14 protein-coding genes are annotated in these 20,180 nt (G+C 25.6%); 10 read left to right on the forward strand and 4 right to left on the reverse strand.

Features of this window, described 5'->3' with window-relative positions; genetic code table 11:
• Window positions 1-193: 193 nt before the first annotated feature.
• Window positions 194-400, reverse strand: coding sequence for a 50S ribosomal protein L32 (gene rpmF / locus N747_RS0102780; protein ID WP_024563693.1), 207 nt, complete (start codon window positions 398-400; stop codon window positions 194-196).
• 979 nt (window positions 401-1,379) lie between these two features.
• Between rpmF and N747_RS0102785 the strand changes: the two genes are divergently transcribed.
• The 10 genes from N747_RS0102785 to N747_RS0102830 all read left to right on the forward strand — a co-directional run bounded on the left by N747_RS0102785 (window position 1,380) and on the right by N747_RS0102830 (window position 13,658).
• Window positions 1,380-2,057: a hypothetical protein gene (locus N747_RS0102785; RefSeq protein ID WP_024563694.1), complete on the forward strand. Its 678-nt coding sequence runs from the start codon at window positions 1,380-1,382 to the stop codon at window positions 2,055-2,057.
• Between the two features lie 182 nt (window positions 2,058-2,239).
• Window positions 2,240-2,368 carry a hypothetical protein gene (locus N747_RS04235; protein ID WP_275039431.1) on the forward strand — a complete coding sequence of 43 codons (129 nt, stop codon included), beginning with the start codon at window positions 2,240-2,242 and terminating at the stop codon, window positions 2,366-2,368.
• 209 nt (window positions 2,369-2,577) lie between these two features.
• Entirely contained in the window at window positions 2,578-3,060 is a 483-nt protein-coding gene (locus N747_RS0102795; RefSeq protein WP_024563695.1) for a hypothetical protein, read from the forward strand.
• Between the two features lie 304 nt (window positions 3,061-3,364).
• Window positions 3,365-6,451 carry a hypothetical protein gene (locus N747_RS0102800; protein ID WP_024563696.1) on the forward strand — a complete coding sequence of 1,029 codons (3,087 nt, stop codon included), beginning with the start codon at window positions 3,365-3,367 and terminating at the stop codon, window positions 6,449-6,451.
• A 278-nt stretch (window positions 6,452-6,729) separates the two neighbouring features.
• Window positions 6,730-7,746 (forward strand): oligopeptide/dipeptide ABC transporter ATP-binding protein, encoded by a 1,017-nt coding sequence (locus tag N747_RS0102805; protein WP_024563697.1) that lies wholly within the window; start codon window positions 6,730-6,732, stop codon window positions 7,744-7,746.
• A 12-nt stretch (window positions 7,747-7,758) separates the two neighbouring features.
• Window positions 7,759-8,562, forward strand: a complete 804-nt coding sequence (locus tag N747_RS0102810) for an ABC transporter ATP-binding protein (RefSeq protein WP_024563698.1) — start codon at window positions 7,759-7,761, stop codon at window positions 8,560-8,562.
• A 119-nt stretch (window positions 8,563-8,681) separates the two neighbouring features.
• Window positions 8,682-10,217, forward strand: coding sequence for an ABC transporter substrate-binding protein (locus tag N747_RS0102815; protein ID WP_024563699.1), 1,536 nt, complete (start codon window positions 8,682-8,684; stop codon window positions 10,215-10,217).
• A 47-nt stretch (window positions 10,218-10,264) separates the two neighbouring features.
• A complete protein-coding gene (locus N747_RS0102820) occupies window positions 10,265-11,200 on the forward strand; it encodes an ABC transporter permease (protein ID WP_024563700.1) in 936 nt (311 codons plus the stop codon).
• Between the two features lie 15 nt (window positions 11,201-11,215).
• On the forward strand, window positions 11,216-12,085 hold the full coding sequence (locus tag N747_RS0102825) for an ABC transporter permease (protein WP_024563701.1): 870 nt from the start codon (window positions 11,216-11,218) through the stop codon (window positions 12,083-12,085).
• Window positions 12,086-12,161: 76 nt separating this feature from the next.
• Window positions 12,162-13,658 (forward strand): carboxypeptidase M32, encoded by a 1,497-nt coding sequence (locus tag N747_RS0102830; RefSeq protein ID WP_024563702.1) that lies wholly within the window; start codon window positions 12,162-12,164, stop codon window positions 13,656-13,658.
• Window positions 13,659-13,715: 57 nt separating this feature from the next.
• Here N747_RS0102830 and N747_RS0102835 read toward each other — a convergent pair whose 3' ends face one another.
• The 3 genes from N747_RS0102835 to ileS form a co-directional block, all read right to left on the reverse strand.
• Entirely contained in the window at window positions 13,716-16,472 is a 2,757-nt protein-coding gene (locus tag N747_RS0102835) for a cation-translocating P-type ATPase (protein ID WP_024563703.1), read from the reverse strand.
• 153 nt (window positions 16,473-16,625) lie between these two features.
• Window positions 16,626-17,444: a YitT family protein gene (locus tag N747_RS0102840; protein WP_024563704.1), complete on the reverse strand. Its 819-nt coding sequence runs from the start codon at window positions 17,442-17,444 to the stop codon at window positions 16,626-16,628.
• 16 nt (window positions 17,445-17,460) lie between these two features.
• Entirely contained in the window at window positions 17,461-20,163 is a 2,703-nt protein-coding gene (gene ileS, locus N747_RS0102845; RefSeq protein WP_024563705.1) for an isoleucine--tRNA ligase, read from the reverse strand.
• Window positions 20,164-20,180 lie beyond the last annotated feature (17 nt).

Raw genomic sequence — 20,180 nt, forward strand, 5'->3', positions numbered from 1 at the left:
ATATACTTATACACTTAAAAATAAAATAATTCTTTTAAAATAAATTAAATAGTAAATATCAAAAAATAAATAAAACCAAAATAATATTAAAACTATAAATTAAATAATATCCGAATAAGGAAAAAACAATATCATTGTCTAAGAAAAAAATTATTTAAACAAAATTAATTTGTCTAATAATAATAATGGTAAATTAATTGTCAGTTGTTTTTTGAGCTTTAGAAGGTTTGTTTTCTAAAATAAGTTTTCCTTTGTAATAACAACTATTTTTAGTAACTCTGTGAGACAAAGAAAAAGTATTAGTTTCTTTGCAAAGTACTAAAGCAGGATTACTTAATTTATAATGAGTACGTCTTTTTCTTTTTGCCGTTTTTCCGGTGCGTCTAAAAGGAACAGCCATTTTATCAAATCCTTTCTTTATAGTTTTGTTTGTTTTTAGTATTTATTATAATTAATAATAAAACTTTTAACAAATAAAAGGTTAATCAAAACCCAATTAATAACTGCCAAAAAATTATTATTAGCATTTTAATCAAGTTTAAAAAAATAATAATCACAAAAAAGTGGAAAAATTAATTTTAAACCTAAGTTTATTTTATCTTAAAAAAGCTGTTTTGTCAATCTATTTTGAGCTTTTTTTTACTTTTTGTTCTTATTTATTTGTCACTTTAATTATTATTTTGTCAAATTACAATAATATAATTAAATTGTTTTATAAATAACCAAATTTAGATAATTATTTTTCCTTTTAATAATTTTATAATTGTTTTTAATTCTTTTGAATCTTTTCATAATTGTTTTTCCCTTTTGTAATTGTTTTTCCCAAATTCAAACTTATTTTCCCAAATTTTACCTAAATATTTTATATCATATTAATTTATCATTTTTAAACCATTTTTAAACATTATTTAGCTTTTTTAACCCTTATTTTTTATTAAAAACAACAAAAAATGAAAAAAGTGAGCATATTTTAACATAAAAAAGAGTTATAATAAAGTCAAACACCAATGAAAATACTGAATGTTGAAATATTATTATCTATATTTTTTTAAATATTTTTTCATGAACTCCAACTACAAAATAAAAAAAGGAAAGGCGTCAAATATAATATAAATAATTTTTTAAATTACACAACAAAATAACTTGATAAAATGCATGAAGAAAAAACAACTTGCACCAATTTTACTTAAAAATATTTACTTGATAAATACATTAAAATAATTGCTTTTTAACTGAATTTAAATACTTGATAAAAAAAACATTTATTTAATATTGATTACATAATAAATTAATTTTTACACTATTTCCAATTTTTAAACAATTTTTTAAATAATTTTAATTGTAAAAAAATAAAAGAAAAAGGAGTAAACATAATAATTATGAATAAGACGAATAAATTAAAACTAAAAGATAAAAAGGTATTTTTAATAGGAAGTTTAATTATTGTAACTTTTATTTTTGCAATGATATGGGCAGCTAAAATGGCATTACAAAAAGATACTACAACTAAAGGTGGTTTAAAATCGGAACAATTCGGTTTAACATTAGATCATGAAGTTACCCAAGCATTTGACACTGACAACAAAGTGTTAGTGGCATTGGATGAGCTATTACAAGATGAAGGCACAGAAACCAAAAAGAAAACAGAAGTTCATAAAGTATCAATAAAAAGTAGTGTTCAAAAAGATAATACTAAACAATATTTACTAAAAATAGAAAAACCAGTATTAAAAGTTAACGGTCAAGATAAAACTAATAAATTTGGATTTAATGTCTTTGTTAAAGTAGAAGGAGACAGCGATTTTAAAATATATAAAGCAAGCGAAAAACCTAAATTTGTCAAAGATAAAAAATTTGTTCCAGCAGAAATTAAAATCGTCGTAGAATTAAATACACTTGAAGACTTATTGGGTGAAGGTGTTCAATTAGATAATTTTGAATTAACTATGTCATATGAAGTAGTTGATGAAGATGGAAAACAAATTGGAACCAATGACGAAAAACTAGATGAAGCACAAAAAACTCCATCAGTATTACAAGACAGCAACGAATTTTAACAAACCACCTTCAATTAACAAAAAATCATTTATAAATTGAATAAATTACTCTTTAATAAAATTATTTTATAATCTTTCATTAACTTAAATAATTAAAAAACCATCAATTTGAGAAAGAAAGAAAGAAAAGGGGATATTTTTACAAAAATTTATCAATTTTCTAAAAAAAGGTATTAACCAAAATGTTTTTATCCAATATTTATAACAAAAAAACTTTTATTTTTAATTATAAAGAATTAATTTGTATTTATCATGATGGAAAAATGCCATTTATTAAGGATAAAACACATACCTTAGAAGCCGAATCATAAACATGAAAAAATAAAAATAAAATCAATACCTTTCTTTTGTCTTTTTAATTATATATATAAATTTATATTATTTTTTTGGTAGCTTAATAATTTATAATTATAATTAATATTAACTACCTTTTAAAAAAAGAAAGGAGTCTGTTTTTTACATTAACAAAATTAACAAGACTTCTAAAAAAAGACCAAATATAAACTTTAATTCCTTTTTAATGCTTATAATTATAAATATTTTAATACTATTACTTAACATTGATTCTTATTTTATTAAAACACATTCAACATTTAAATTAAACTATCAAATCAAAAGTACTTTTAAAATAAAAATAAAAGAAGAGACTCTAAATAATGCAATTCATAGCATTAAAGTAAAAAACAATAATAAAGCTCTTTCTTATATACATAAAAATATTGATCCTAATTATTACAAAAAAGTCTCATTTCACAAAACAATTAATCAAAATAAAGGAGAATTAATGTCTAGATCAATTCTTAATTGTCCCCAAAATATTATATTTATCTATCACGATGGAAAAATGCCATTTATTAAGGATAAAACACATACCTTAGAAGCAATCATAAACATGAAAAATAAATACAATAATTTATATATTTTTTACTATAAACCAACTTTAATCCAAAAATATCTCTATAATAAAAAAACAACTTGGTATAAACCTTATCGTAAGAAATAATCATTTCCATATTTAAAATAAATTAATAAATTATTTAAAAAAATAAAATAATATAAATAATGCAAAAACTATCCTTAAGGATAGTTTTTTTGTTTTTAAGATCTAAATATAAAAACTAAGTATTCTTTTTTACATCCCAAATTAATTGGGTTTATGTTATGATAAAAGTAAATGATAAAATAATTTAGAACTTATTTCTTTGAAAAACCAAAATAATATAACATTACAAAACAAAATTAACAATAAACTATAATTAAGTTTTTTTATATTGTTTAATCAATATTTAGATTGAAGGAAAGATTTTATGTCATCATATTATAATATATTTTTGGCTTTATTCTTAAAACGCAATAAAACATTATCAAGCGATTTTTTCTCTCCTTTTTTATCCCAATTAGCAAACAATATCACAAAACTAAAAGACACCCAAGAAAAAAACACAACACCAAACATTATTACAAACAAACAAAATCAACAATTAAATCAAAGATTACAAAACCTAAATAACAAACACAATACCCAAACAAAACAATTACAAGAAAAATACAACCACATATTATTAAACATTTACGAACAAATAGAAAAACTAAAAACAAATAAAAAAACAATCCTCCAAAAATACAACTCACAACAAAAAAAAATCCAAACTCTTTTAACCCAAGAACTTATTTATCAAAAAAACAAAAACAACAATAAAAACCTCCAATTAAAAGAAATCTTACAAAAAGAACTCCAAGAAATTACCAAAAAAAACAATCAAAAAAAAAATACTCTTATAACTAATATAAACAGCAAAAATAACAACATTAATAATTTATTAATTCAAATTGAAAAAGACAAACAAAAATTAGAACTCAAAAACCAAAAACTTAACCAAGAATTCAAACAAAACTTTTATACTACTGATTTTAACCTCAATCAAAAAAACACTAATTTATTAAAACAACTAGAAACAACTCTTAATTTGCAAGAAAAAGACAAACAACAAGCAATTAACATCTTAGAACAAATAAAGACTACTAAAGAAAAAACTTATCAAAAAAACATTACCAAAACTCACAAACTATACCAAAATAAACTAAGTATAAATGACAAAAAACTAGATATCATAAAAGAAGCTTACCAACAAGAAAAAACTATAATCCAAGAACAAATGAAAGCTTTTTTTCTCCAAATAAGACCTTTTCCTTTTATAAATATGCCAATTATTTCCAATTACCAAATTGAAACATCCAAAAAAACTCTTTTTTACAAACAACAAACAAACTGCCTTTCCTACCAAAACCAAAAATCTTTATGGAGCCAACAATATCACCTCATCAATCTTTTACACCAAAAAGCAATTAATATGTGTCATTTAGAACATTACAAACAAAACAAATACAAACACATCTACCAACAAACCTTAGAAAAAATTTATCATCTAATCCACCAAAAAACAAATTATTTATTCTTCCAAAAAATAAACGGCATCAAAGAACAAATAAAAACAGTTCTTAACTTACATCTCCAAGAAACAGCTATCTTTGATAATCAAAAAGACTATCAAGAAACTTTCTTTGCTTATCAAAAAACTCTTTTAGCCTTACAACGTAAACAAAACAATTACCAAATAGATTATCATTATCATTTCTTTGAAAAAAAACAAGAATTTGATCTTAAAACTAAAAGTATTGCCTTACAACTAAAATTAGAAAAAACCAAAATCCAACATTATTATTTAGAACAAATAACTACTTTAAAAAAAGAAATTAACAACTTCCAAAACCAATTAACACTTAATAAAATATTTCAAAAAGATGATTTTATAAACTTCAAACTTATCCAAGAAAAAGAAAAACATCTCTTTTTACAAGACATAACTTTAATGAAAAAAGATATCTATTTATTATTACAAACTCAAAATATAGAACTTTTACAAACTTTAAACAATTTAATAAACACTTATCCATCTTGGAAAAAAGAAAGTACATTATTAGAACAAATTTTAGAACAAATCCAATTACAAATTAATACTTTTACAAGCAATTATAAAACTAAAACTTGTCTTATCGAACAAACTGTCTTAGACCAAATAAAAACTATAATTGAAAACAACTTATTTCCCATCATTCAAAAACAATTTAATCAAACAATTTATCTTTTACAAAAAAAACAACAATTAAACGAAACTACCCTACAAAATGAAATTGATCTTAACGAACAAATAATAGCTTTTTATAACAAACAATTAACCTTTATCAATCAAAAAATACACATTGAAAAAAAGAAAGGAATACAAGGATTTTTCCACAAATACAAACAAAAAGGAACCGACCTATATCCCCTTTTATACCAAATAAAAACTCACAAAGAACGTTATGAAAAAATTATCAAAAAACTAATACAAAAAAAAGATAAAGCAACCAAAAAACACCAACATATTTTAGAAAAAAAAACTAACAAACATCAAAAAAAAATCAATAAAACCAAACTTAAAATAACCAAACTTTTAACTTTATGGCACTATTTAAAACCTGTCTCCAAAAACATTGCAATTACTCCTTTAATCAATTTCAAAATATCAAACAAATCTTTTTTCAATGCTTGCCAAAAAACAATCACAAATGTTATCCAAGATATTTTGTTCTATAATAATTATAAAAAAAACATTTATAAATGTTTAAATACTTTGCTCCAAGAACAAATAAAAAAAGAACAAAGATTAATTCAAACAAATACAAATACCACTAATACAATTAAACACCTTAACAAAGTTTTTTACAACCAAAATGAATTAATAAAAAATGTTATTAATGTTTCTTTAGAAAAAACATTTAAACAAAATCAAATATCTTTATTACAAGAAATCACTAAAACAATTAAATCCAAAGAAAAAAGTTTAACCCAAACAACTAATTTAATGAAAGAAAAATTAGGATTATTAAACGAAAATCTAAACGATGCTATCATCAATCTTAATTTATCATGGCAAAAAACACAAAAAGAATTACACCAAAAACTATCAAACCTCAAAAAAGAAGCCCTCCTCAATTTTGAAAAAAAAGACAAATTATTTTTCGAACACAAAAAAATAGCCATCAAACAAAAAAACAACCAAATCTTTAAACATTTCACCAAACAAAAAGAAAAAATATCCCAATCATTTACTCACAAACAAAAATCTAATTACAAAAAAATAACCAAAATAGAAAAACAAATCAAAAAAACCAAAAAAAACTTACTTACTAAAATAAAACTAACTAATTTCCAAACCAAAATCAAAACTATCTTTTTAAAATGGTCTTTTTTTTGGCAAAAACAAAAAGGAAAATTCAAAATAAAACAACAACAAAAACAAATTACGAAACAAATAAAAAAAACTATTGCCCTTAATAAACAAATTTCTTAAAGCAAAAAAATATTAAAATTATAAATTATAAATAAATATAGTAATAAAACAATTTACCAAAACCACCCAAAAACATCATTTATTAAAACAATATTTAAAATCTAATTTGCATTTTTATTTTTTTTATTGTATAATTTAAGTAATTATTATTTTGCGATAAATATTAATTTCTCAAAAACATTTTAAATAATTATTTATCAAAATGATAATAATCAAGGATTAAGGCAAAAAGTAAATTTTTCACAAAATGGAGCAAAAAAATAATAAAGGAGGCAAAAATGACATCCTCAAATCAAGTTTTAATTGAAATTAAAAACTTATCCAAAAACTTTTCTATCAAAAAAAACTTTTTAAAACCAGATACCTTACTAAAAGCCAACCAAAATATTAATTTATCCATTTTCAAAGGAGAAACATTAGCCGTAGTTGGAGGTTCTGGTTCAGGAAAATCAACTTTAGGGAAAGTTATTCTACAACTTGTAAAACCTACTTTAGGCAATGTTTTTTATCACAAAGAAACAACCACTAAAGCCAAAGAATCCAAGGAAACAAAGACAAAAGACATTGAAAAAATTGATTTAACTACTTTAAGTAATAAAGAAAAACGCTTTTTAAGAAAAGATTTACAAATTATTTTCCAAGATCCTTTTTCTTCTCTTAACACTCATCTCAAAGTATCAGATATCATTGGCGAAGGACTTTTAATCCACAAAATGACAAAAGGTAAAAAAGACCCCAAATATCAAACAATGATTATAGCTATCATGAAAAAATGTGGCATTGATACTTCTCTTTATGACCGTTATCCCCATCAACTTTCAGGCGGTCAAAGACAAAGAATTGCAATTGCAAGAGCTTTAATCATTAAACCTAAATTTGTTGTTTGCGATGAAATAGTATCAGCATTAGATGTATCAATTCAAGCCCAAATTTTAAACCTTTTAAATAATTTAAAAAAAGATTACCAAATAACTTTCTTGTTTATTACTCATGATTTAGGAGTTGCTCGTTTTTTAAGTGACCGCATTTGTGTAATGCATTTAGGAAAAGTAATTGAAATAGCACCTTCAGAAAACATTTTTAAAAATCCTTATCATCCCTACACCAAACAACTTCTAAATGCTATCCCTAAATTAAAAACCCAAAATAAAGCTTTAGAAGAAATGCCAATCACCTATGAAACTAACAAATTTAGATTTTTATTTCACACTCAAAAACAAGACCTAGATTGGTATCAAGTAGCCCCTAATCATTTTATTTCTTGCACTTTAAAAAATAAAGCTACTAAAATATAAAGGAGTAAGAATATGATTTTATTAAAAGTTAGCAATCTACATACTTATTTTGAAACCCAAAAAGGTTTAATCAAAGCAGTTCGTGGTGTTTCTTTTGAAGTCCAAAAAGGAAAAACTTTAGGAATAGTCGGAGAATCTGGTAGTGGTAAAAGCCAAATTGCAATTTCTATTCTTAAATTATTTGAAAAAAACCAAAAAATTTACCAAGGCGAAATTACTTTTGAAAATCGTATTATTTCTCAATTTAGTGAAAAAGAAATGCAAAAAATCAGAGGAAACGAAATTGCTATGATTTTCCAAGATGCCGTTTCTAGCCTTAACCCTGTTTTTAAAATCAAAAATCAAATTATAGAAGTTCTAATGCTCCATCAAAAACTTGATTATACCCAAGCTTATCAAAAAACTCTTGATATTTTAGAAAAAGTCCAAATTCCTAACGCCCAAAGAGTAATGAATTCATATCCTCATCAACTTTCAGGCGGAATGTGTCAAAGAATAATGATTGCTATGGCATTAGTTTGTAAACCTAAACTTTTAATTGCTGACGAAGCAACTACTGCCCTAGATGTAATTGTCCAAAAAGAAATTCTTAATTTAATTGCTTGTCTACAAAAAGAACAAAACACTGCTGTTTTATTTATCACCCATGATTTAGGAGTAGTTTCTGAAGTATCCGATGATATTATTGTCATGTATCAAGGACAAATTGTAGAAAGCGCCAAAACATCCCAAATATTAAAAAATCCCCAACACACTTACACTAAAAGCTTACTTAATAATTTTTTAAAAACTGGGCTTGGTTATCATAATGTTTAGTTTTGATTTATCTTAATTATATAGTTATTACAAAACATATGATTAAGATATAATTAAACTATAAATTTAATTAAACATCACAATATTTTATAAAAATTTAAAAAAGAGAATAAAATTATATGATAAAAAAAAAATTATTGATATTAGGTTTTGTAGCTATTTTGATTATTGTTATTTTTACTTATCGCTTAGTTAAAGATTCAATAGCAAATAAAGACAATACGACTATCAAAATAACTTCTAATACCGATATTAATGGTCTAGATCCAACTAAAAAAGAATTCAGCCAAACAGCTGTAGGAAATCGTTTTTTTCGTTGTATACATGATACTTTATTATCAGTTAAAATTGATGAACAAAATAATGAAAAAATAATTACTAAATTAGTTGATAAGTGTGAAAAAAATGGCAAAGAAATTACTTTTACATTAAGAAACAATGCATATTTTCATAACGGCGAAAAAGTAACATTCGAAGATATTGAATTTTCCATTAATAGAGGAAAAGACAATAAAAATGATATGTATAGTTTTGTTGAAAATATTCAAAAAATAGATAATATCCAATTTAAAATCACCTTAAAAAATGATGTAGTTTTTTGGGATTTTTATTTCACTCATTTTATTAGAATCTTAAACAAAACAGCTGTAGAAAAAAACCCTAATGAAGGTCTTAAAATTGGTACAGGTCCATACAAATTAAAAGAATGGGTACCAAATGATTTTATCTTATTAGAACGTTTTGACAAATATTATAACGAAAAAACTCGCAAAAATGCTCCTGAAAAAATATTAATAAAAATTATACCAGACCCAGATACTGTTTTACAAGAAATAGAACAAGGAAATATTGATGCTACTTTTAACTATCCATTTGAAAGAATTACAGATTTAGAATCGCAAAAATTATCAAACATTAAAATTATTGAAGGCGAAGGTATTTCTGCTCAATATTGTTATATTAATAAACAATCTACACCTTTAAAAGTAAGAAAAGCTATCACAAAAGCTTTAGATATTCCTAAATATATTAAAGATTTACAATTAAAAACAAATCCTTTAGAAAGTTATATTCCAGATGGTTTAATAGGGTATGATAAAAACTTGAAACATCATCCAACCAATGTTGAAGAGGCAAAAGAAATAATTAAAACCCTTCCAATAGAAAACAAAACATTAAAATTAGGAATAGCACAAAGCAAACCCTTAGATTTAGCCAAAAAAATAGTAGAAGGTTTAAGGGAAGTAGGCTTTACAGTCGAATTAGAACAAATAGAATTTAATGCTCTTATAGAAAAATCAATAAATACCAATGATTTAAACATATTATTTATGGGAGAAAATTACGATTTAAAATACGGTCATAAAGTTTTATGTGATTATTTTATACAAGGAAAAGGTTATAATTTTTGTCATGTAGATGAAAAAGATGAAAATGAAATAAAAAATAATTTAGAAACTGCTTTAACAGCTAAGGATTCAAAAACATTTGAAAAATCAGTTCAAGATGTAAATAAATACATCCACGACCAATTTTATATCATTCCTTTATATTCTTCAAAAAATTTCGCCCTTACAACTAACAAAATCAAAAAAGGACTCAAAACCAATAAATTTGGTCATTTTAATATTACTCAAATAAAAAAAATAAAATAATTAAATAACGCATTTGTTTTATAAATATTAAGATTGTGAGGTTTATTTTGATTCAATACATTTGTAAAAAAATTTTTTACGCTTTTACTATTTTTATTGCAGTTATAATAATTAGTTTTTTTGTTGTTGCTTTAATTCCTGGAGACCCTGTTTCTGCCATGTTTGAACAACAACAACCAAACCCAGAAGAAAGAAAACGCATAACACAAGACCTAGATTTAAATCAAAGCTTTTACCAATATATACAAAAAATATTTTATAAATTTGATTTTGGGAAATCTTATCATAAAAATCAAAGACCAGCTTTAGAACTTTTTTGGGAAAGCTTTACAAAAACCTTTCAATTAACTTTTTTTAGCTGTTTGATAGGTTCTTTATTGGGTATTTTATTAGGTACCTTATCAACCTTTTTTGATAACACCAAGAAAAGCACTCTATTAGAATTTTATGCTATTTTAATGATTTCTACTCCTGCTTTTATTATAGGATACCTATTACGCGTTTATTTAGCTACCGATAGAGGTATTCCTATTTTTGCTATTTCAGGATGGAATAATTTAAGATGCAAAGTTTTACCCATTTTAACTCTATCTTTGGTAATTAGCGGTTCGGTATTAAAAACTACTAAAACCAAAATAAAAGAATGTTTAGCACAACCCTATATTAAAATAACCTATGCTAAAGGATTATCAAAAAAAAGCATCATTTTTAAACATGCTCTAAAAAACGCTTTAATCCCTATTATTGCTCATATTGGATTACTATTTAGTTTTTTAATTGGCGGTTCTATTATAACAGAAAAAATATTTAACATAAGAGCAGTAGGAACTTTAATGTTAGAATCTTTTGAAAATAGAAATTATCCTGTACTTCGTTGTTGTATTATTTTATTAGCTTTATTTGTAGCTATTTTTAATTTATGTCTGGATTTAGTTTATTTTTGGTTAAATCCTAAAATAAGCAAAGGGGATAAAAACCAATAGAAAGAGGTAATAAATTTGAATATTAATAAAAAATATCTATTCTTTTTTTCTATCAAAAATCAAATAACTAAATTTTTGCAAAATAAAAATATTGTAATTGGATGCTCTTTTTTAACTATTTTAATTTTAACCATTTTAATAATACCTTATCTACCTTATAATTATAAACCTTTTAATTCCCAAAACCAAACACCTTTACAACAAATAAGTTGGAATCATTTAATGGGCACTGATTCTACTGGATATGATTTATTTAGTCTTATTTTAGCAGGCGCCAAAATTACTTTACAAATAAGTTTTTTTGCTATTATGATTAGTGCTTTTGTGGGTGGTTTTTTAGGAATTCTATCTGGTTATTTTCGTGGTATGTTTGATAGTATTATTAATTTTATATGTGATATTTTAGTAGTATTTCCTGATATTATTTTAGCTATTTTAATTATGTGTTTTTTTAAAAAAGGGATTCTTGCTTTAATTATTGTTTTAAGTATTTCTCATATGCCTACATTTATTCGCTCTATTAGAACTAACACTATGCAAATCAAAGCTAAAAGTTTTATTCAAGCATCTAAAGCTTTAGGAGCAACCCACACACATATTATTTCCAAACACATTTTATCCCACATATTAGCTCCTTTTATAACCAGAATAATACTTAGTATGAGCAGTATTATTTTATCTATATCAACATTAGGAATGATTGGTTTAGGTCTTGATCCTAACGTTCCTGAATGGGGCAGAATTTTATTTGAAAGTAAAAGCCATTTTAGATTCCATCCTCATTTATTTTTTGGACCTTTCATTGTCATTTTATTAACTAGTTTATCCTTTAATTTAATAGGCAAAGGCTTAATCCAACTTTTCAATCCAAAAGAAAAAAATTAAAATTTAAAAACAAAAAGAACAAACACAAAAAAAACCAAAAAAAACAACAAATTCCAAAAAGGAATCCTTATATGATATGTCAATTAATTATCAAAAATTAGAACAAAGATTCGAAAAAATTGGTCGTTTAGAAAATATTATCAATATATTAAACTGGGATATGGCCTGCAACATTAAAAAAGGATCCCAAGAAAGTCGTACTTTGGAAATCATTGATTTAAAACAAATTATCAAAAAACTATTAACTTCCAAAGAAACCAAAAATTTGCTTTCACAAGCACAACAAGAACAAGAAACTCTCAATTCTTGGCAACAAGCTAATCTACGAGAAATAACATCAAAAATACAATCAGAAGAAATAATCCCTGAAGAAATACAAAATAATTTAATTTTAGCAACTACCAAATCAGAGCTAATATGGAGACAAGCCAAAAAAAATAATGATTATAACAGCTTCAAACCTTATTTTCAAAAAGTACTCAATTACACAAAAGAAATAGCAAACCTCAGATCCCAAAAATTAGGAGTATCTTTGTATGATTCTCTAATAGATCAATACGACACTGGAATGACTACTACCAAAATCAAAGAAAAATTTAACGTAATTAAAGAAAAATTACCACATTTAATGAAAACCATTTTGCAAAAACAAGAACAAGAAAAACACCTTTACAAAGATATTGCAATGCCTTTAGAAAAACAAAAAAAATTAAATCAAATAATTATGCCAAAAATAGGATTTAATTGCAATTATGGTCGCCTTGATGAATCAATCCACCCTTTTTGTGGAGGCACTCCTTATGACGTTCGCCTCACTTCCAATTATAATATAAACAATTTTTTAGATAGCTTTTTAGCAACTATACACGAAGTAGGACATGGTTTATACGCCCAAAATTTACCCCAACAATATAAAAATCAACCAGTAGGTACTCCAAGAAGCTTTTCTTTTGATGAAAGCCAATCTTTATTAATGGAAAAACAAGTTGCTAAATCTCAAGAATTTTTAACTTACTTAGTGAATATTTTAAAAACAGAATTAAATTTTTACAATCCTTCATTAACTCCACAAAATTTATTTAAACAAGCCAACCAAGTAAAACCTGATTTTGTTCGTATTTATGCTGATGAAGTAACTTATCCTTTCCATGTTATTTTGCGTTTTGAAATTGAAGAATTATTAATTTCTGATCAGTTATCTTTGGATGATTTACCTCACTTTTGGAATTTCAAAATGAAAGAATATCTAGGAATTACCGTACCCAATGTAGGTCTTGGATGCTTGCAAGATATTCACTGGCCTCAAGGAAGTTTTGGTTATTTCCCTAGCTATTTAAATGGAGCTATTTTGGCATCCATGATAATGAAAAACGTTAAACAAGCAAATCCCAATATTAAAAATGGCTTTAAAACAGGAAAATTTGAAACTTTAAATCAATATTTAAACCAAAACATAAGAAACTGGGGTTCTTTTTATACCAACCAAGAATTTGTTTTCAAAGCAACAGGCATGCACCAAATTAACCCTGAAACCTTTTTACAATATTTAGAAAATAAATATTTGAATAATTAATTTAATAATATAAACAAAAAAGACTCTTCTTGAAAGATTCTTTTTTGTTTTTTAATATCATCTAAATTTATGGCATTTACAATGAAAAAATCTTTTTTTTATTTCTACAAATAACAAAGGAAACAAAGATAGCAATAAAATAATTACAAAATCTTTTTTTGTTAAAGAAATTAATTGAAATAAATCTCTTAAAAAAGGGACAAAAATTATAATTAATTGGAAAAACACACTAATGGCAAACGCTTTAATCAAAAAGGAATTTATTTTTAACTTAAAAACAGAAGTACAAAAACTTCGCAAATTCCATACATGAATCAATTGTGAAAATGCCAAAACCATAAAAGAAAAAGTTTGAGCATATCTTATTTTATCACTATCATGATTATAATAACCTATCAAAGAAGCTACAAAAGCCAAAAGACCAATTAAAAATCCTTCCAAAATAATTTTTTGATAATTTTTTTTATTCAGTAAACTGCCTTTAGGATTATAAGTTTTTGGCGACATAGAATTTGTTTCTTGTGGTTCTATTCCCAAAGCCATTGCTGGTAATGAATCAGTTACTAAATTAATCCAAAGAATTTGTAAAGCAGTCAAAATTTTAAAATCACACCCAAAAAAGAAAATTCCTAAAAAATTACCAAGCAAAATCAAAATAATTTCACCAACATTACAACTCAAAAGAAAAACTAAACTTTTTTTAATATTATTAAAAATATTTCGCCCTTCTTCTAAAGCATTCGTAATAGTAGAAAAATTATCATCTGTTAAAATAATATCTGATGCCATTTTGCAAACATCAGTACCTGCAATTCCCATAGCAATTCCCACATTTGCTTGTTTAATGCTTAAAGCATCATTTATGCCGTCTCCTGTCATTGCTACCACAAAACCTTTTTTTTGCCAAGCTTGCACAATTTTTAATTTATGATAAGGATTAGTTCTTGCATAAACTTTAATTTGCAATAATTTTTCCAAAAATTCTTCCTCTGGCATTTGATTTAATTCATCTCCTGTAATAGCTAAATCTTGAGGTTGAGATAAAATATTTAATTTTTTGGCAATCACAAAAGCAGTTTTTAAATGGTCCCCTGTAATCATAATCGGAGTGATGTGTGCCTGATTGCATTTAAAAATGGATTGCAAAACTTCTTTTCGAATGGGGTCTTCCATCACCACTGCCCCTAAAAAAATAAGATCTTGTTCAAAAATATCAGGATTTTTTTTAAGATTTGTTTCTAAATCAATAGAAAATACACGATAAGCAACCCCCAAAACTCGCAAAGATTGCTCACTTAATTGACTAATTTGTTTTTCTAATGTGTTTGTTATTTTAGCATCTTTTTCAATGATTTGTTCTTGATATTGAACTTGACTACATTTTTGCAATAAAACTTCTGGAGCGCCTTTAGTAATAGCATAAATAAGTCCGTCTTTATGATGAAAAGTGGTCATCAATTTCCTTTGAGAATCAAAGGCAATTTCTGCAAAGCGAGGATATTGCTTTTTGAGTGCAAAAACATCATATTGATAAAACAAAGCTAAATTCATAAAGGCTTTTTCAGTAGGATCGGCAATAATTTCTAAGTTGTTTGAAGTTGTATCTTTGGTTATTTTTGCAAAGCTAATCAAAGCATCATTACATAAAATACCAAATAAAAGTAACTTTTCAAAATTAAAGGGTTTTGGTGAATTAATATCTTCCACACAAAAAGGGGTTATTTTTTCCAAAGAATTACAAACTATAATTTTTTTAATAGTCATATTATTTTGGGTTAAAGTTCCTGTTTTATCAGTACAAATGACGTTAACAGCACCCAAAGTTTCTAAGGTTTTTAAATTTTTAACAATAGCTTTTTTAAGAGAAAGTTTTTTCATCCCCAAAGCCAAAATTAAAGTCATAATAATTAATAAACTTTCAGGAATAGCAGCAACTGCAAGAGCAATGGAATCCAAAAAAGTATGTTTCAAAATGTGGGAACTAAAAGTTGATTTATAAATGTTTTTGAAAATCGTCCATAAACCATTAAGGAAAATAATAATACCAATTATAAAAGTTAAATTTTTAGTTAATTTGGCAATATTTTGTTCCAATGGTGTTTTTTCTTGTTGAGGTTGAGTAATAAACTGGGTAATTTTTCCAATTTCGGTTTGCATTCCTGAAGCACAAACCACTCCTTTGGCTCTTCCTTTTAAAACAACGGTATTCATAAAAACCATGTTTTGATTAGTAAGAACTGCATTTTTGAAACAATCACAAGCACTTTTTAAAACAGCTTGTGATTCTCCCGTAAACAAAGATTCATCTACATATAAATTAAATGTTTCTAAAAGTATCATATCAGCTGGAATAATATCTCCAGTTTCCAAAATAACAATATCTCCTATCACTAAATTTTGAATAGGAATTAAAAAAGTTTTACTATCTCTTATTACTTTGGCATTAAGGGAAGTTTTTTTTAACACATCGGCTAAAACTTTTTGAGTTTTGGTTTCATAATAAATACTTAAAAAAGTGTTAAGAAAGACAATAATCAAAATAAAACAACCTTCCAAAAGTTCTTCTTTGTTGTTTTGTAAAATACCAATTACAAAATTAATTGTAGCTGCTAACAGAAGGACAATAACTAAAAAATCTTTAAATTGTTGTTGAAATTGATGCCAAAAAATTGGTTTGGTAAGGGATTGAATTTGATTTTTACCATTAATTTGTAGTCTTTTCAAAGCTTCTTTGTCAGTAAGCCCTTTTGTTATTTTGGTTTGTAACAATGATTGCAATTGTTCAGGGGTTTTTTGAGTAAATGAATGTTTCATTAAAATTCCTTTATTTAATATAAATATAAAAAAATGTTTTGTGCAAAGCAAAAAGTAAAAATTTTAATTTGTTTTGCATGTATTATGAAGTTGGGTTCTACAAATAATAAAAATAAGTAAAGTGTGCAAATAAAATAAAAAAACTAAACTGTTTTAGCAGTTTAGTTTCGTTTCTTTTTTGGGAACAAAAGTTATTAATCCCATAAATAAGGCAGATAATTTAATACGTAAAACAGTATAAAAAAGCGATAAAAACATTTGTGTAGTAAGTTCTTTGAAACCTGTTTCTTTATAAAAATATTCAATAATAAAAACACCCACAGAACCAAAAATCATAAGAATATAGCCAAACATTTCTACTAAAAAAGAAATATCTTTTTTCTTATAAACAGATAAATATTTAGCAATAATATCAAGTCCTCCAGTAGAAGCACCAATTCTTAAAGGAATACCATTAAAAATACCTATTAAAATACCTGCAAAAAAAACTCTGAGAAGATCACTTAAAAAATCACTTTCAGTTTTGAATATTCCAAAAAATCGTTCAGTATGATATAAAAAACCTTGTTTAACTTGATTTTCAATAAAAAACACCGAAACAAAAAGAAGGATAGTTGCAAACGCAGTAGTAATGGTAAAATATTTACCTAAATAACGACGAGAGATAAAAAACAATAAGAAAACATTAACAACAAAGTAAAAAGTACCAGCAATAACTATAATATTATGGGTTTCAATCTTTCCTGCTTTATGTAATAATTTACCTATTACATCGCCTAAACCAATAACCCCAGTAGGAAAAAGATCAGTTTTATATCCGCCATCTCGGGTACAATCAAAAGCCCAAACAGAAACTAAAACATATACTATCAAAGATAAAGATAAAAGTAATATTTTTTTAAATTCTTGACCATATTGAATTTTTTTCTTTGTTGGAGAAAATTTTTCAATATTTTCCATACCATTTTTCATAATACACCTATTTCTTTTATTTTAATATATTTTGGCAACGTGTGCACAAATGAGTAAGGGGTTTAGTGATAACTACGTTCCAACATCTTTGACAAGCATATCCAGAAGCCTTAGAAATTATAACATCAAAAGTATCTTTTAATTGAAGTGTTACTTTAGAGACTATAAAAAGTTGATGCAATTTATCTTTAATTTGTAAAACATCCAAAGCATACATTTCTTCTTGGGTTAATGATAACGCAATATGTGCTTGCAAAGAAGAATTAATAAGTCCACTTTGTCTTGCTTTTTCCAAATATTGTAAAACTTTTTTTCTTAATGTTAAAAATTTATGATATTCTAATAAAAGATGAGAAGTTGAACGTGTTTTGGGTTGTGGCATTTTTTCTAAATAAATATCTTTTTCCACAGTAAAAGGAAAAAAGCCGTAAACTTCAGAAGTAGTATGAGGAATGATTGGAGTTAAAACTTGTAAAAGTGATAACAACAAATCATAGATAGTTGATTGAATCATCTTTCTTTCTTTGTGATCTTCTTTTTCAATGTATAAAATATCTTTGGAAAAATCTAGATAAAAAGCACTAATTTTATTAGTAATGAAAGGGAATAAATGTCTTAACACACCTTCAAAATTATAAGTATCATAAGAATGTAGTACGTTTTTTAAAACTTCTTCAAAATCTAGCATCATTGCTTGATGGATAAAAGTTCTTTGTTCAAAGACAATATAATTAGTGTCTTTTTTAAAATTATATAAATTGCCTAACATAAAACGAAAAGTGTTTCTAATTTTGCGATAAATATCTTCTACTTGTTTTAAAATGGAAGGGTTAATGCGGACATCCAGATTATAATTAGTGTTTGCAACCCATAAACGAATAATATCTGCTCCTTTTTGTTCAGCAACAGTTAATGGATCAATGACATTGCCCAAAGATTTAGACATTTTTTTGCCTTCTCCGTCAAAAACAAAACCATGAGTAATAACAGTTTTATAAGGAGCTTGATTTTGAGTGGCTACAGAAGTAATTAAAGAAGAATTGAACCAACCACGATATTGATCAGAACCTTCCAAATAAACATCACTTTGTAAAACTTGATTACGTTTTTGAAAAACACTATAAGAAGTTCCTGAGTCAAACCAAACATCCATAATATCTAGTTCTTTGGTAAATAAATTGTTAGGATTTTGGGGATGGGTGTAGTTTTCAGGAAGTAGTTTTTTAACATCCCATTCATACCAAATATCCATTCCGTGCTGTTCGAATAAATTAGCTACATGATTAATTAATTTTAAATCTAGAATAGGTTGTTGGGTTTCGGTGTAAAAAATAGGAATGGGAATTCCCCAAGTTCTTTGACGACTAATATTCCAATCCTCGCGATTAGCAATCATATTAGTCATTTTTAATTCTCCCCAACGTGGAATCCACTTAACTTTTTGGGTTTCTTCTAGCAAAAGAGATTTAATTTTTTTAATAGAGACAAACCATTGAGGAAGTGCAAGAGAAATAACTGGTTTTTTAGTGCGCCAATCATGAGGATAGGAGTGCAAAATCACATCTGATTTAAGCAAAGAATGATCTTTTTCTAAATCAGAGATGATAGCTTCGTTGGCTTTGGTATAAAATAGACCTCGATATTTAGAAACATTTGTCATAATACCTTTTTTATCAACACTACAAACAACATCTAAATTATATTTTTGACCTACTAAAAAATCGTCCAAACCGTGTCCTGGAGCGATGTGGACTAGCCCTGTTCCTTCTTCATCCAAAACGTGTTGTGATAAAATAATTTTTCCGGTTTTGGAAACAATGTGATTTTGGTAAGTTAAATGTTCTAAAGTTTTTCCTTCAAAAGTAGCAATAACTTTAATGTGTTTTGGGTTCCAAGCAAAAACTTTTTGAAGAAAAGGAATGTTTTTAGTTCCTACCAAATAGCGTTTTTGTAAAATTTCAATTAATTGATATTTTTTTTCAGGATGCACCGCAATTGCTACATTGGCAGGCAAAGTCCAAGGAGTAGTTGTCCAAATCACCAAAGCCACATTATCGAAAATATCTAGTTTTTTCATGATAAAAGCAACATAGACAGAAGGAGATTGGTGATTGTGGTATTCTAATTCTGCTTCTGCTAAAGCAGATTCTAAAGTAGGTGACCAATGAATGGGTTTAAGGGCTTTAAAAATTAAACCTTTGGCAACCATTTGTCCAAAAATTCTTACCTGATCAGCAACAAAAGTTTTATCCAACGTTAAATAAGGATTTTGCCAATCTCCCAAAATACCTAATCTTTGAAATTGATGTTTTTGATTATTAACATTTTCCAAGGCAAATTCTTGGCATTTATCTAGGAAAGATTTTCTGGTAAAAGCATTTTTGGAAGTTTTTTTAAGAACTGCTGCCTCAATTGGCAAACCATGAGTATCCCAACCAGGAATTAAAGGAGTGTAAAAACCTTGCATACTGCGCAAACGAACAATAAAATCTTTTAAAATTTTGTTTAAGGCATGTCCCATATGAATATTGCCATTAGCATAAGGAGGTCCATCGTGCAAAATAAAAGGGGTATTGTCTTGATTTTGTTGTAATTTTTTTTGATATAAGTTAAGTTTTTGCCAATGTTTTTGAATGTTGATTTCGTTTTTGCCTAAATTTCCTTTCATAGGAAAATCGGTTTTTGGCATCAAAAGAGTTTTTTTATAATTTGTTGTCATATCCTTTTTTATCTCCT

Source organism: Candidatus Phytoplasma tritici, assembly GCF_000495255.1.
GTDB lineage: Bacteria > Bacillota_I > Bacilli_A > Acholeplasmatales > Acholeplasmataceae > Phytoplasma > Phytoplasma tritici.

Excerpts from the sequence above, each read along its gene's own strand:
- rpmF (WP_024563693.1), bottom strand. The coding sequence starts at position 400 with ATGGCTGTTCCTTTTAGACGCACCGGAAAAACGGCAAAAAGAAAAAGA.
- N747_RS0102785 (WP_024563694.1), top strand. The coding sequence starts at position 1,380 with ATGAATAAGACGAATAAATTAAAACTAAAAGATAAAAAGGTATTTTTA.
- N747_RS04235 (WP_275039431.1), top strand. The coding sequence starts at position 2,240 with ATGTTTTTATCCAATATTTATAACAAAAAAACTTTTATTTTTAATTAT.
- N747_RS0102795 (WP_024563695.1), top strand. The coding sequence starts at position 2,578 with ATGCTTATAATTATAAATATTTTAATACTATTACTTAACATTGATTCT.
- N747_RS0102800 (WP_024563696.1), top strand. The coding sequence starts at position 3,365 with ATGTCATCATATTATAATATATTTTTGGCTTTATTCTTAAAACGCAAT.
- N747_RS0102805 (WP_024563697.1), top strand. The coding sequence starts at position 6,730 with ATGACATCCTCAAATCAAGTTTTAATTGAAATTAAAAACTTATCCAAA.
- N747_RS0102810 (WP_024563698.1), top strand. The coding sequence starts at position 7,759 with ATGATTTTATTAAAAGTTAGCAATCTACATACTTATTTTGAAACCCAA.
- N747_RS0102815 (WP_024563699.1), top strand. The coding sequence starts at position 8,682 with ATGATAAAAAAAAAATTATTGATATTAGGTTTTGTAGCTATTTTGATT.
- N747_RS0102830 (WP_024563702.1), top strand. The coding sequence starts at position 12,162 with ATGTCAATTAATTATCAAAAATTAGAACAAAGATTCGAAAAAATTGGT.
- N747_RS0102835 (WP_024563703.1), bottom strand. The coding sequence starts at position 16,472 with ATGAAACATTCATTTACTCAAAAAACCCCTGAACAATTGCAATCATTG.
- N747_RS0102840 (WP_024563704.1), bottom strand. The coding sequence starts at position 17,444 with ATGAAAAATGGTATGGAAAATATTGAAAAATTTTCTCCAACAAAGAAA.
- ileS (WP_024563705.1), bottom strand. The coding sequence starts at position 20,163 with ATGACAACAAATTATAAAAAAACTCTTTTGATGCCAAAAACCGATTTT.